Source organism: Diaminobutyricibacter sp. McL0608, from assembly GCF_039613825.1.
GTDB lineage: Bacteria > Actinomycetota > Actinomycetes > Actinomycetales > Microbacteriaceae > Diaminobutyricibacter.
Genome location: NZ_CP154826.1, coordinates 784713 through 798221, shown reverse-complemented (window position 1 = coordinate 798221; position 13509 = coordinate 784713). Strand labels below are relative to the sequence as shown.

Below are 13509 nucleotides of genomic sequence, written 5' to 3'. Positions count from 1 at the left end.
ACTAGTTTCGTCTCACCGCACTACGTCTACTCAGTGCGGTGAGACGCAGCTAGTGCGACGACCGGCCCGGCCGCCGGCGAGCAGTTAGTGCGACGGGTCGGCCACCAGCGCGGCAGCCCCGGGCGCGATCACGCGGCCGGCAATCACCCGGCCGCCGAGCACCAGGGCTACGAGGCAGATCACCCCGGTCACCGCGAACGACCCCGCAAACGGCCACGCACCGCCCACCGGCTGGAGCGCAGCGAAGGCGATCGCCGTCGCGGCGAGCGCGATCGCCGATCCGATCGAGTCCGCGATCGACAACGCCGAACTGTTGAAACCCTGGTCTGCCGTCGTCGAATACTCGAGTGTCATCACGGTGAGCCTCGGGTACATGAGGCCCATTCCAGCGCCCGCGATCGCCCATCCGACGATCTGCACGACGGGATTCAGTGCGAGCAGCGCCGTCGACAGCGACAGCGCGATCGCGATCGCGACCAACCCGATGCCGATCCGGATGCTGGCGAGGTGACTGATCGAAGGGAACCGTCCCTGCACCCATGACGCGGTCGACCACGTGATCCCTGCCGCCGTCAGAGCGAGCCCCGCGATCGCCGGTGAGAGGCCGAACTGGCTGGTCAGCAGGTAAGGGACGTAGACCTCGGTTCCGAAGAACGTCGCGGCCACGAGGCCACGCAACAGGATCACGCTCGGCAGCCCCCGCCCGGCGCTCAACGTGTGCGGCGGAAGGAGCGGCCGCAGCGCGAAGCCCGCGATCACAACGGCGACGATCGGGACGATCCACTGCACCGGACCGCGCGCTTCCGCCGACAGGTTGATGGCCAGAACCGCGACGGCGGCCAGCACCGCCCATACGATCCGGCGGATGTTCCACGGCGGCCGATCCGTGTTGCCGCTCGGCGCATGCATCTTGCGCATCACTGGCACCACCATCAGCATCGCCAGCAGCACCAGTGCGATGACGCCGAGGAACACCCAGCGCCAGCCGACCGACTCGGCGACGATTCCCGCGATGAACGGACCGATCAGCGACGGGATGACCCACGCGGCGGCGAAGCCGGCGAAGATCCGCGGGTGCAGCACCGGAGGGTAGACGCGCGCGACGATCACGTAGAACACGACGGTCATCGCGCCGCCGCCGAAGCCGTGCACGAGGCGACCGACCACGAAGATCCCCATCGTCGGTGCGAGCCCCGCGATGAGCAGTCCGGCGGCGAACAGGGCGACGGATGCGAACAGCGCGTTGCGCGGGTTGCCGCGATCCGACCATGCCCCGGCCAGCACCATCCCCACCACGCTGACGGCGAGCGGACCCGCGAAGGCGAACGCGTAGAGGGATGCGCCGTCCAGCTCCCTGCTGATGGTCGGCATGATCGTCGTCACGGCGAGCGCCTCGAACGCCGTCAGCATGATCAGCGCACACATCCCGATGCTGATCCAGCGGTAGCGGGGGCTGAGAACGCCTCCGGAGGGGATCTCTCCGAGCGTGGCCCGGGTCGCCGCGGCTACCCCGCCGGTCGACGTGGCGGATGCATCGGCGGGCCAAGACCCGCCGCGTTCGCTCTCATCCGGTTCGACACTCATGCACTCAAGCCTAGGACTCCGGCCGGGGTCTGGCGCGAGCCACAGGAACCTGCGCGGCCGAGTGTCAGATCCCTCCCGCAAGGCGGTAGTAGGCCGCGTTCCATCGCACCTCTTTGGTGAATTCGCGCAGCGAGGTCGTCTCGTCGATCACCAGCAGTTCGGTGCGGGCCATGCGTGCGAAGTCGTCGAACGCCTCCAGGCCGACGGCGGTGGACATCACCGTGTGGTGGGCCCCGCCGGCCTGCAGCCACGCCGATGCGCTGGTCACGAAGTCGGGTCGGGGCTCCCAGACCGCCCGCCCGACAGGGAGCTTGGGCAGCGGCGCGGTCGGCTGGACCACATCGACGACATTGGCGACGAGACGGAACCGGTCGCGCATGTCCGACAGCGCGACCACGATGCCGGGACCCGAATCGGCCGTGAAGACCAGGCGCACCGGGTCATCCTTGCCGCCGATGCCCAGCGGGTGCACTTCGAGGGTCGGCCGCGCGCTCGACAGCGTCGGGCACACTTCGAGCATGTGCGCGCCGAGGATCTTCTCGGCTCCCGGCGTCAGGTCGTACGTGTAGTCCTCCATCAGTGATGCGCCACCCGGCAGCCCAGCGCCCATCACCTTCGCGGCGCGCACGAGCACGGCGGTCTTCCAGTCGCCTTCGGCGCCGAAGCCGTACCCGTCGGCCATGAGCCGTTGCACGGCCAGACCGGGAAGCTGCCTGAGACCGCCCAGATCCTCGAAACTCGTCGTGAACGCCCCGAAGTCGCCGGCTTCGAGGAACGACCGCAGCCCGAGCTCGATCGCCGCACCGTCGCGCAGCGACTGGTGGCGGTCGCCACCCCGCCGCAGTTCGGGGACGACGTCGTACAGCTCTTCGTACTCGGCGACGAGTGCGTCGATGTCGGATGCGGTGGCCGCGTCGACAGCATCCACCAGCTCGTTCACGCCCCAGGTGTTCACCTGCACCCCGAACCGCAGCTCGGCCTCGGTCTTGTCGCCCTCGGTCACCGCGACATACCGCATGTTGTCGCCGAACCGGGCGAGTTTCAGCGAACGGGTCGCCGCCCACCCGGCAGCTGCGCGCATCCACGTGCCGACGCGGCTTGTGACGCGCGGATCCGAGACGTGCCCGACGACCGTCGTGCGGTCGACGCCGAGCCGCGTCTGGATGTACCCGAACTCACGGTCGCCGTGCGCCGCCTGGTTGAGGTTCATGAAGTCGAAGTCGATGTCCGCCCACGGCAGTTCGACGTTCGCCTGGGTGTGCAGGTGCAACAGAGGCTTGCGCAGGGCGTCGAGGCCGGCGATCCACATCTTTGCCGGGCTGAAGGTGTGCATCCACGCGATCAGTCCGATCACGGTGTCGTCCGCGTTCGCGTCGAGAGCTGCCCGGCGGATGGAGTCGGCGTCGGTCAGGACGGGCTTCCAGACGATGCGCACCGGCACGTCGGCCGCGGCACCCAGGGTGTCGGCGATCGCGCGGGACTGGTCAGCGACCTGCCGCAGCGTCTCCTCGCCGTACAGGTGCTGACTGCCGGTCAGGAACCAGACTTCGTAGTGGTCGAGTGTGGTCGCGGGCTTCGGCATCAGTCGGTTTCCTTTTCAGTGGTCTGGCCATACACGTTCTGGTAACGGTGGAAGAGCGCATCGATCGCATCCTGCGGAAGAGGGATGAGTGGACCGCCCTGGCGCGCGATGTGCACGGTTCGCGCGACGTCTTCGAGCATCACAGCGGCCTTCACCGCGTCGCGCGCGTCGCTTCCGATCGCGAACGGGCCGTGGTTCTGCATGAGGACGGCGCGGGAACGGTGGCCGCTCAGGGTGGCGACGATGCCGCGCCCGATCGAATCGTCGCCGATGATCGCGAACGGGCCGACCGGGATGTCGCCGCCGAACTCATCGGCCATCGCCGTGATCACGCACGGGATCGGCTCGCCGCGCGCGGCCCACGCGGTCGCGTACGTGGAGTGCGTGTGCACGACCCCGCCGACCTCGGGCATGTTGCGATACACGTAGGCGTGCGCGGCGGTGTCGCTCGAGGGTGAACGGTCGCTGCCGGGCGTGCCGGGGATGACGGCACCGTCGAGGTCGCACAGGATCATGGTGTGCGGGGCGAGATCGCCGTAGTCGACGCCGCTCGGCTTGATGACGAAGAGGTCTGCTCCGGGGACGCGGCCGGAGACGTTGCCGCCGGTCCAGACGACGAGCCCGTTCGAGACGAGTTGCGCGTGGAGGGCGGAGACGTCGGCGCGGGTGCGGTCGATCGCCTGCTCGATCTGCGCGGTGAACGCCGGCGCGCTCACAGGGCGACCCCTTCGACGGCAGGGGTCTCGGTGTCTGAGGAGACGACGGCCGTCTCAGCCGAGTGTCGGCCGGGCGCGCGCGGCACGGGGCCGCTCGCCGCATCCGACCCACGCCCCGCGAGGGCGTCGCGCCGGAGCGCGCGCAGTCGATGCATCACATCGTTGCCGCCTCGACCGAAGTAGTCGTGGAGCTCGCGGTACTCGGCATACAGGCGATCGTAGGCGGCCGCCGAAGCCTCGTTCGGCGTGTAGACGGCGCGATCGAGCTTGCCCATCGCGGACCCGGCGGCCCGCACATCCGGGTAGGCGCCCGCAGCGACAGCGGCGTGGATCGCCGAGCCGAGGGCCGGACCCTGCTCGCTGGCGATCGTCGAGATCGGCAGCCGGAGGACGTCGCTGTACACCTGCATGAGGAACGCGTTCTTCAGCAGGCCGCCGGCGACGATGAATTCGTTCACCGGAACGCCGCTCGCCGCAAAGGTCTCGACGATCGTGCGCGTTCCGAACGCGGTGGCCTCGAGAAGTGCACGGTAGACCTCCTCCGGCCGGGTGGAGAGTGTGGTGCCGAGGACGACTCCCGACAGTTCGTGGTCGACGAGCACGGAGCGGTTGCCCGACTGCCAGTCGAGGGCGACGAGTCCGTGCCCGCCGACCGGCTGGTCCTCGATGAGCGACGTGAGGTACTGGTGGATGCTCACCCCGGCCGCGAGCGCAGCCTCGGTGTACGCGCCCGGAACCTGGTTCTCGACATACCAGGCGAAGATGTCGCCGACGCCCGACTGGCCGGCCTCGTAGCCGTAGAGGCCCGAGACGATGCCGCCGTCCACCACGCCGCACATCCCTGGGACCTCGGTCAGGATGTCGCCGTTCATCACGTGGCAGGTGGATGTTCCCATGATCGCGACCATCTGCCCGGGCTCGACCGCCTGGGCGGCGGGGGCGGTGACGTGCGCATCCACGTTTCCGACAGCGACCGCGATGCCCTCGGGCAGGCCGGTCCATGCAGCGGCCTGCGCGGACAAGGTTCCGGCAGCATCACCCAGCCGACCGATCTCGTGGGCGACCTTGTCGTCGGCGAAACCTGCGAACTCGGGGTTGAGCGCGGCGAGGAAGTCGCGGCTCGGATACTGGCCGTCCTGGAGGATCCCCTTGTAGCCCGCGGTGCAGGCGTTGCGGACGTAACGGCCGGTCAACTGCCAGATGATCCAGTCCGCCGCCTCGACCCAGTGGTCCATGCGGTCGTAGATCTCCGGGTCCTCTTCGAGGAGCTGAAGGCCCTTGGCGAACTCCCACTCGCTCGAGATCAGTCCCCCGTAGCGCGGCAGCCAGCTTTCGCCCCGCTCGGCCGCCAGGGTGTTGATGCGGTCGGCCTGCGGCTGCGCCGCGTGGTGCTTCCAGAGCTTCACGTAGGCGTGCGGGCGGTCGGCGAACTCGGCAAGCTCACTGAGCGGGATGCCGTCGGCGGTGAGGGGGAGAACGGTGCAGGCGGTGAAGTCGGTTCCGATACCGATCACCTGCGCCGGGTCGATGCCGGCCGCCGTGACTGCGGCCGGGACGGCGGTGCGGAGGACCTCGACGTAGTCGGCAGGGACCTGCAGCGCCCAGTCCGGCGGGAGCGTCGCGCCGGTCGAGGCGAGCGTCGCGTCCATGACGGCGTGCGGATAGTCGAGCACGGCCGAGCCGAGTTCGGCGCCGTCGGAGACGCGCACGACGACCGCGCGCCCGGAGAGGGTGCCGTAGTCGACGCCGATGACGTAGCGATCCGGGGATGCGCCGGCCGGCTCAGTGTTCGTCACGATGACTCCTTTGTCGCGCGGCCGGAGGTCGCGTCGGATTGCTGGTCCGCTCGTTAATGTGAACGGTAACATTGTGGTCCATGGTACACGCGGGCTCCGGCAGGCTGTCAAGCTGCGGCGGGGTGGCCGGAGCCTGCGCCACCGGTCAGTCGTGTTCACAAAACAGGAGTTCGTGTGACAGACGCGACAGACGAGGCCCGAACCGGGCATCCGGATGCGCAACAGTCACGCCAGTCACACGAACTCCTGTTTTATGAACGGGACAGGTTGAGCCGCGCGGTCGACGCGCGCACGATGAGCTGGGGCTGCACGACCTCGTCGACCGGCGAAGTGATTCCGTCGATGTCCGCGAGAAGCAGCGCTATGCATCGCCGGCCAAGCTCGCCGAAGTCCTGACGGACCGTCGTCAGGGGCGGCCAGAAGTGGGCCGCCTCGGGGATGTCGTCGAACCCGACCACGCTGACGTCGCCCGGAACGTCGAGTCCGGCATCGCGGATCGCGTGAAGCAGGCCCAGGGCCATCTGGTCGTTCGACGAGAACACCGCCGTCACGCTCGAGTCCGCAAAGAGTGCGTGGCCCGCTTCGAACCCGAAGTCCGCCGTCCAGTCGCCGAGGATCGCCTCCGTGCGCGGCAGTCCAGCGACGTCGAGCTCGTCGTAGAAGCCCTTCATCCTCGCCCTGGCCTCGAGCCAGTCCTGGGGGCCCGCGAGATGGACGATGTTCCGGTGACCCAGTTCGATCAGGTGGCGCGTGGCCTTGCGCGCGCCGGCGATCTGGTCGACGGAGAGTTCGTGGCCTTCGAGGACACCGGCCGTCTGCATGGTGACGTAGGGAACCCCGATCGAGACGGCGGAGATCGCTTCCAGCACGGGTGCTTGGGGCGCGACGACCACGACCCCTTCGACCGCCTGTGCCATCAGGTGGTCGATCGCTGCGACGATGTCGTCGTGGTCGAGGCTGCCGAGATGCGCAACGGTGACGTAGTAGCCCGCGTCGCGAGCCGCATCCTCGATCGCGCTGATACTGCTGGCGGGTCCGTAGAGCGACGCCGCCGAGGCCGCGAGAACCCCGATCGTGTTGGACCGGCTGGTGACGAGGGCGCGGGCGGCCCGATTCGGCCGGTACTGCAGTTCGTCCATGACGGCGAGAACCCGCTGCTTGGTGGATTCCCGGATGCTCGGGTGATGGTTGATCACCCGCGACACCGTCTGGTGCGACACCCCTGCGATCCGAGCGACGTCGCGCATGCTCGGCGCGCGGCCTTTCGGCGTCTCTTCGGTCACGCGGTCAATCCGATCGATCGGCGTTCGCACCAGCGCCGGTCGGCTGGGACGGGTTCCATTATGCAGACCACAGGTCGCGAGCACAGGAAAAGGCTGTCCGATCCTGCGATTCGGGGTGCGTTTTCCTGTGCTCGACGGCATACGTCGGCGAGTCCGTAGTCTCGAACCGGTGTATCAATGCGCTGCGGCGCTACGGACGCTCGACGGACAGCGCGCCGGCTGCATGATCAGCAGCTTCGCAGGACTCCGCCGTCGGCCCGGCAATCGAGCTCGCCGCTTCGGGCTCAGGATGCGAGACACCGGCCACGCGCTCGCGTGACCGGGCGCGTCGGCGCAGGATCACACCCACCAGCACGGCGACGAGCGCGATCCCGAACGGCCAGACGAGGTTCGGACCTGCCAGCGCAAGGAGCCCGGCCGCGAACAGCGAGGAGGCTGCGGCCATCCACCACCCCATCGACCACCGGGGAAGCAGCACGAGCGCCGACGCGACGCCGACCCCGTAGACGGAGGCGGCGATGCTGGTGTGGATGAGGATGACCGGCTGCAGTTCGCCGATCGACATGACGAAGACGGAGTAGATCGCCATGATCACGGCCGACAGGAGCAGGCCGCGCCTGGCCACTCCGCCGTTCTCGACACCACGGCCGAACCAGCGCGGAAGGTCGCCATCGCGTCCCATCGCCGCACCCAGCTTGCTGAACGCGGCGAGGTAGGCGTTGAACACCCCCGTGACGACGATCGCGGCGATTGCGGCGACGACGACCCCACCGCTCCGCCCGCTCGAGACGAGGACGAGGTCGAGCAGCGGCACGGCGCTGGTGGCGGCCTTGCCACCGAGCACGGCGACCGTCGTGGTCTGGACGGCGAGGTAGGCGACCGAGACGATCACGAGCGCGAGCGCTGTCGCTCTCGGGATGTCGCGATTCGGATGGCGGAACTCGCCGCCGATGCCCGCGACGGCCTCCCACCCGGCGAACGCCCAGATGTAGAGGCTCATCGCAGCGCCGACCCCGGTGAGGCCGTGCGGCAGGAACGGTGTGAGATTCGCCGCGTCCGCGTGCGGGAGGGCGGAAGCCAGTACGAAGACGAGCACTGCGACCAGCGCGGCGGAGAGCACAAGCTGCAGCCACCCGGCGAAGCGGACGCCGAAGGCTGTCACGACGACCGGGATCGCGATGAGCGCGATCGCGATCACCACGGTCGTGGTGCGGGTGCCGCCGATGACCGCGACGACGTACTCGGCGGTCATCAGGGCGGCGATCGGGGCGCCGATCGGCGTGCCGAAGAAGAACCAGTAACTGATCACGCGGGCCGCCGTCGGACCGAACGCACGACGGGCGAACGTGGCAACCCCGCCCGCATCCGGATAGCGGCGAGCAAGCGCGGCGAAGGTCGCCGCGAGTGGGATCGAGATGATCGCGAGCGCGGCGACGGCGAGGATGGCGCCCGGTCCCGCGGCAGCGGCGGCGAGCGCGGGGAGTACCAGAATGCCCGTGCCGAGCACCGCGGCCACGTACAGCGCCGTGCCCCCGGCCAGACCCAGATGGCCGTGCGGTGGAGTGGCCGTGGCCGTCGGGGATGCGCCAGACGGCACACCAGACGGCACGCCGAATGTCGGTGGCCCGTTTTCCGTCATGTCTCCATCATGGTGGGGTCCACCGACATTCGGCGCATCGTGCTACGCGGTCGTCGGGCTCCGGTTCACTGCGCAGAGCCGCTCGACAGATCGTAGAGGGTCACGCCTCCGACCGTGCTCGCGGTGAAGTTCTGCTCCACCCAGCTCGCGATGCTGCTCGAGGAGTTGCTTCCCCCATTCGCCTGCCCACCGACACCGCCCGCGATGAAGTAGTGGATCGTGCCCGCAGCGACATCGGCCTTGAACTCGGCCAGTGTCGGCGACGGATCGCTTCCGTTGAAGCCGCCGATCGGCATCACAGCCTTGCCTGTCGCCAACTGGTAGCCGGCGGCACTGTTCGACCCCACGGCTGCCGCGACCCACTTGTACGCGTCGGCGTTCTTCAGCAGCAGGGCTTTCACGCTCGCACTCACCGAACCCGAGTCGAGCAGGCCGCCCGCGCCGCCGCCTCCGGGCTGCGCCGCCGTCCCGCCACCTGTCGTCGCACCACCCTGGGTCGTCGCACCACCGGTCGTACCCTGCGCGGGCGGCTGGCCCGGGGCAGCACCCACGTTGCCGCCGAACCCGCCGTTCGCACCCGGGCCGCCAGCCCCGCCAGCGCCACCCGGCGCCCCACCGGCGCCACCACCGGGACGTCCGCCGAAGCCGCCCATCGCCCCGCTCACGGTCGGACCTGCTGTCACGATCGACCCGGAGTGCGGCGTCGAGACGGTCTCGAGCGAATAGGCGGCGGGCGCGAGCAGCGTGCTCGAGAGCGCGACGGCGATCGTGGCGGCTGCGAGCATCCGCCCCCGACGCGGCAGCAGGAGCAGCACCGCCGCGACGAGCGCGAGCGCAACGACCAGGAACTTCAGCCAGGGAAGCCAGGTTTCAGCCCGGGCCAGCAGCACGTATGCCCACACTGCAGTCCCGAGCACCGTCGCGGCGGCCAGGATGCGCACCCACAGCCGCTCGCGCACGGCCCAGACGGCTCCAGCGCCGATTGCGACGACACCGGCGAGCGCCGGGGCGAGCGCCACCGTGTAGTAGGCGTGGAAGATGCCCGCCATGAAGCTGAACGCGACGGCGGTGACGATCAACCAGCCGCCGAACAGGAGGAGCGTCGCTCGGCGCGCATCCGTTCGCTTCGCCCGTCTGCCGAGCACCAACGCCGCGACGAAGAGCACGATGGATGCCGGCAACAGCCACGCGATCTGCCCGCCGACCTCGTTCTCGAAGAGCCGGAAGATGCCGGTGGCACCCCACATCCCTGCTCCTCCGCCGGCCGCGGTTCCGCCGCCGCCGGTGACGCTGCCGGTCTCATTGCCGGTCAGGCGTCCGAGTCCGTTGTAGCCGAAGGTGAGCTCGAGGAAGCTGTTGGTCTGGGATCCGCCGATGTACGGGCGCAGCGTCGCCGGGACGAGCTCGACGACTGCGACCCACCATCCGGCCGAGACGACCACCGCGCCGAGTGCGGCGAACAGGTGCCCGAACCGTGTGCGCAGGGAGACGGGTGCGACTGCGAGGTAAACCCCGGCCAGCGCCGGGAGGATGAGGAAGGCCTGCAACTGCTTGGTGAGGAACCCGAACCCGACGGCGACGCCGGCCCAGATCACCCAGCGCAGACGCCCGGATTCGATGCCCCGCAGGGTGAAATAGGTCGCCGCGGCGAGCAGCAGGACGAGCAGCGCATCCGGGTTGTTGAACCGGAACATCAGCGCGGCGACCGGGGTGATCGCCAGCACTCCGCCCGCCAGAAGTGCGGTCTTCGCCGAGAAGTTGCGTCGCACGATGCAGTACACGATGGCGACCGTGGCGACGCCCATGAGGGCTTCAGGAACGAGGATGCTCCACGAGCTGAGACCGAAGATCCGGACCGAGAGCGCCATGATCCACAGGCTCGCGGGCGGCTTGTCGACGGTGATCGAGTTGGCCGCGTCACTGGAACCGTAGAAGAAGGCCTCCCAGTCGACCGACCCGGCCTGCACCGCGGCGGAGTAGAACGAGTTCGCCCAGCCGCTCGCGCCGAGATCCCAGAGATAGAGGACGGCGGTGAGGGCGAGCAGGCCGAGGAGCGCTGGGCGCTCCCAGGCCGCCGACTCGGCTCGGCCGCGGATCAGCCGGCGCCCGGCGGAGCGGATGCGGTGGCCGACACCACCGGCTCCGACGAGGCGGCCGGCCGCACTGGTCGCCCGCCTGTCGTCGGCTCCCGGACCCCGTGGCCCAGCGGGAGCCGGAACCGGAGCCGGACCTGGAGCCGGCACGGGGAGGGTTGCAGTCGCGCCCGCAGGCGTCGATGTCGGTGCGCTCATGAGGGATTCGCTTCCTGTCGGAGGCCGTCCGCGACGGCCGTGTTGAGATCGGATGGTGTGGGAACGTGGGCGGGCTGTCCGCGGTGATGCGGCTGGTGGGCGGCTTTCGCATCCGGTCCGCCGGCCTGAGCCGGCCGCTCGATCGGAGCCGACGTCCGCCCGCCGCGCCGCGTCTGCGCTCTGAACACCCAGAGCCGGAGCAGCGCGAACCGGACCAGCGTCGCGAGCAGGTTCGCCACGGTCAGGACGATCAGCTCGACCTCGGCGGAGGCGTTCGGTGCGGTGACGTTCAGCAGCAGAAGGGATCCGCTCGTCATCGCCCACGCGATGCCGAACACGATCAGTCCCTGGAACTGGTGCCTGACCGCCCCGGGCCTCCCCCGCACGCCGAAGGTGAAGCGCCGGTTGGCCCAGGTGTTCGCCACGGTCGTGAGCAGCAGCGCGACGAAATTCGCAGCCTGCGCCGCCATCACGGTCTGCAGCATGAGATAGAGGAGCGCGAATGCCGCCGTGGAGAGCAATCCGACCGCCCCGAAACGCACGACCTGGCCGAAGAACCCCGGTGGCCTCGGCGGCTCGAACGGCCTTCGCCCGAACTCTGCGTAGATCGCTTCGAGCGGGATGCGGCCCCGCGCGATGTTGGAGCCGACCCGCAGCATCCCACGGATGTCCTCGACCGCCGTCGACACGATGTCGACCGAGCTGTCGGGGTCGTCGACCCAGTCGACCGGGATCTCGTGGATGCGCATCCCGGCCCGCTCGGCGAGGATCAGCAGCTCGGTGTCGAAGAACCACGCGTTGTCTTCGACGAGCGGAAGGAGCCGGTCTGCGACGTCGCGGCGGATCGCCTTGAAGCCGCACTGCGCGTCCGTGAACCCGACGGCCATCGTGCGGCGCAGGAGCAGGTTGTAGCTGCGCGAGATGAACTCACGTCTGCCTCCGCGGGTGACCCGTGCGCTGCGCCCGAGACGGGTGCCGATCGCGAGATCGGAGTGGCCGGACAGGAGTGGCGCCACCAGCGGCGGAAGGGCTGCCAGGTCGGTCGAGAGGTCTTCGTCGAGGTAGACGAGCACCTCCGCCGGCGAGCTGCCCCACACCTGTTTGAGCGCGCGTCCGCGTCCCTTCTCGGCCAGATGCACCGCCATCACGCCGGACAGCTCGGTCACGAGCCGCTCGGCGATCACGCCCGTCGCATCCGTGCTCGCGTTGTCGGCGATCGTGATGCGCCAGGCGACGTCGATCTGCCCGGTGAGGTAGTCGTGGAGCCGGCGGATGCTGGTGTCGAGCGTCGCCTGCTCGTTGTACACGGGCACGACGATGTCGAGAGCGAGAGGGAGGGAGGTGTTCGACATGCCCACACTCTCGGTGAGCTACCTACCTCGGCCCTGTGGCGTTGCTATGAGGCCCTTAAGTCGTTTCAACGCGGCGCCGCAGCGCCCCTCAGCGGGAGAGTGCCGCCTCGATGTCGGCGAGCAGGTCGGCCGCATCCTCGATCCCGACGGACAGCCTGACGACGTTGTCCGGCACTTCGAGCGCCGTTCCGCGGACCGAAGCGTGCGTCATCTCCGACGGGTAGCCGATCAGCGACTCGACCCCGCCAAGAGATTCCGCCAGCTGGAAGACGGTGGTCGATTCGGCGAAGCGGCGCGCTGCGGATGCTCCCCCTGCGAGCGCGACGGAGAGCATCCCGCCGAATGCGCTCATCTGGTGCGCGGCGAGCGCGTGACCCGGATGCGTCGGCAGGCCCGGATAGTACACCGCCTCGATCGCGGGATGGTCGACCAGAGCCTCGGCGATCGCCTGCGCGTTCGCGGAGTGGCGGGCCATCCGCACCCCCAGCGTCTTGATCCCCCGCACGGTGAGCCACGCATCCATCGGTGACGACACCGCTCCTGCGGCGAACTGGATGAAACCGACCTTCTCGGCGAGTTCTTCATCGTCGATGATGAGCGCGCCCCCGATGACGTCGGAGTGGCCACCGAGGTATTTCGTCGTGGAGTGCACGATCACGTCGGCCCCGAGGGCGAGCGGCTGCTGGAGAGCGGGCGAGGCGAACGTGTTGTCGACGACGACGAGCGCGCCGGCCCCATGGCCGAACTCTGCGAGCGCCGCGATGTCGCTGATCTTCATCAGCGGGTTGCTCGGCGTCTCGATCCAGAGGATGCGCGTGCCCTCGGTGCCGAGCGCCGTCTTCACCGCACCCAGGTCGCCGAGGTCGACGGTCGTGTTGCGCACGCCCCAGGCGCCGTGCACCCGATTGATGAGGCGGTGCGTTCCGCCGTAGACATCGTTGCCGAGCACGACATGGTCGCCCGGCGAGAGCACCGCGCGCAGCAGGGCATCCTCGGCGGCGAGGCCCGAGGCGAACGAGAAGCCGCGCCTGCCGCCCTCGAGCGAGGCGACGAGCGTCTCGAGGGAGGCGCGGGTCGGGTTGCCCGACCGGCCGTACTCGAACCCGCCGCGCAGCACCCCGATGCCGTCCTGCACGAAGGTCGCGGTCTGGTAGATCGGCGGGATGATCGCACCGGTGGCCGGATCCGACTCCTGGCCGTCGTGGATGGCGCGCGTGTCGAAGCCCTGGCGGGTGTCAGCCATAGTGGTGTCCTTACGTCGGTTCG

Annotated in this window: 9 protein-coding genes; all 9 read right to left on the bottom strand. The window is 69.3% G+C overall.

The genetic code is table 11. The annotated features are described in order from the left end of the window. Window positions 1–84: 84 nt before the first annotated feature. The 9 genes from AAYO93_RS03710 to AAYO93_RS03670 all read right to left on the bottom strand — a co-directional run bounded on the left by AAYO93_RS03710 (window position 85) and on the right by AAYO93_RS03670 (window position 13486). Entirely contained in the window at window positions 85–1584 is a 1500-nt protein-coding gene (locus tag AAYO93_RS03710) for an MFS transporter (protein ID WP_345763669.1), read from the bottom strand. 64 nt (window positions 1585–1648) lie between these two features. After that, window positions 1649–3166, bottom strand: coding sequence for an L-arabinose isomerase (gene araA, locus AAYO93_RS03705; RefSeq protein ID WP_345763668.1), 1518 nt, complete (start codon window positions 3164–3166; stop codon window positions 1649–1651). After that, complete coding sequence (locus AAYO93_RS03700; protein ID WP_345763667.1) at window positions 3166–3882, bottom strand: L-ribulose-5-phosphate 4-epimerase; 717 nt, start codon at window positions 3880–3882, stop codon at window positions 3166–3168. Before AAYO93_RS03700 ends, araA begins: the two co-directional genes overlap by 1 nt. Continuing rightward, window positions 3879–5678 carry a ribulokinase gene (gene araB / locus AAYO93_RS03695; protein ID WP_345763666.1) on the bottom strand — a complete coding sequence of 600 codons (1800 nt, stop codon included), beginning with the start codon at window positions 5676–5678 and terminating at the stop codon, window positions 3879–3881. Before araB ends, AAYO93_RS03700 begins: the two co-directional genes overlap by 4 nt. A 251-nt stretch (window positions 5679–5929) precedes the next feature. Further along, complete coding sequence (locus AAYO93_RS03690; protein WP_345764958.1) at window positions 5930–6925, bottom strand: LacI family DNA-binding transcriptional regulator; 996 nt, start codon at window positions 6923–6925, stop codon at window positions 5930–5932. A 226-nt stretch (window positions 6926–7151) separates the two neighbouring features. Then, entirely contained in the window at window positions 7152–8600 is a 1449-nt protein-coding gene (locus AAYO93_RS03685; RefSeq protein WP_345763665.1) for an APC family permease, read from the bottom strand. 65 nt (window positions 8601–8665) lie between these two features. Then, a complete protein-coding gene (locus AAYO93_RS03680) occupies window positions 8666–10891 on the bottom strand; it encodes a glycosyltransferase family 39 protein (protein ID WP_345763664.1) in 2226 nt (741 codons plus the stop codon). Continuing rightward, window positions 10888–12243: a glycosyltransferase gene (locus tag AAYO93_RS03675; RefSeq protein ID WP_345763663.1), complete on the bottom strand. Its 1356-nt coding sequence runs from the start codon at window positions 12241–12243 to the stop codon at window positions 10888–10890. The genes AAYO93_RS03680 and AAYO93_RS03675 overlap by 4 nt, the downstream gene beginning before the upstream one ends. An 88-nt stretch (window positions 12244–12331) precedes the next feature. Further along, window positions 12332–13486: a cystathionine gamma-synthase gene (locus AAYO93_RS03670; protein WP_345763662.1), complete on the bottom strand. Its 1155-nt coding sequence runs from the start codon at window positions 13484–13486 to the stop codon at window positions 12332–12334. Window positions 13487–13509: the final 23 nt, after the last annotated feature.

Bases quoted from the DNA above. Each gene is read 5' to 3' on its own strand.
- AAYO93_RS03710 (WP_345763669.1), bottom strand. From the start codon at position 1,584: ATGAGTGTCGAACCGGATGAGAGCGAACGCGGCGGGTCTTGGCCCGCC.
- araA (WP_345763668.1), bottom strand. From the start codon at position 3,166: ATGCCGAAGCCCGCGACCACACTCGACCACTACGAAGTCTGGTTCCTG.
- AAYO93_RS03690 (WP_345764958.1), bottom strand. From the start codon at position 6,925: ATGCGCGACGTCGCTCGGATCGCAGGGGTGTCGCACCAGACGGTGTCG.
- AAYO93_RS03685 (WP_345763665.1), bottom strand. From the start codon at position 8,600: ATGACGGAAAACGGGCCACCGACATTCGGCGTGCCGTCTGGTGTGCCG.
- AAYO93_RS03680 (WP_345763664.1), bottom strand. From the start codon at position 10,891: ATGAGCGCACCGACATCGACGCCTGCGGGCGCGACTGCAACCCTCCCC.
- AAYO93_RS03675 (WP_345763663.1), bottom strand. From the start codon at position 12,243: ATGTCGAACACCTCCCTCCCTCTCGCTCTCGACATCGTCGTGCCCGTG.
- AAYO93_RS03670 (WP_345763662.1), bottom strand. From the start codon at position 13,486: ATGGCTGACACCCGCCAGGGCTTCGACACGCGCGCCATCCACGACGGC.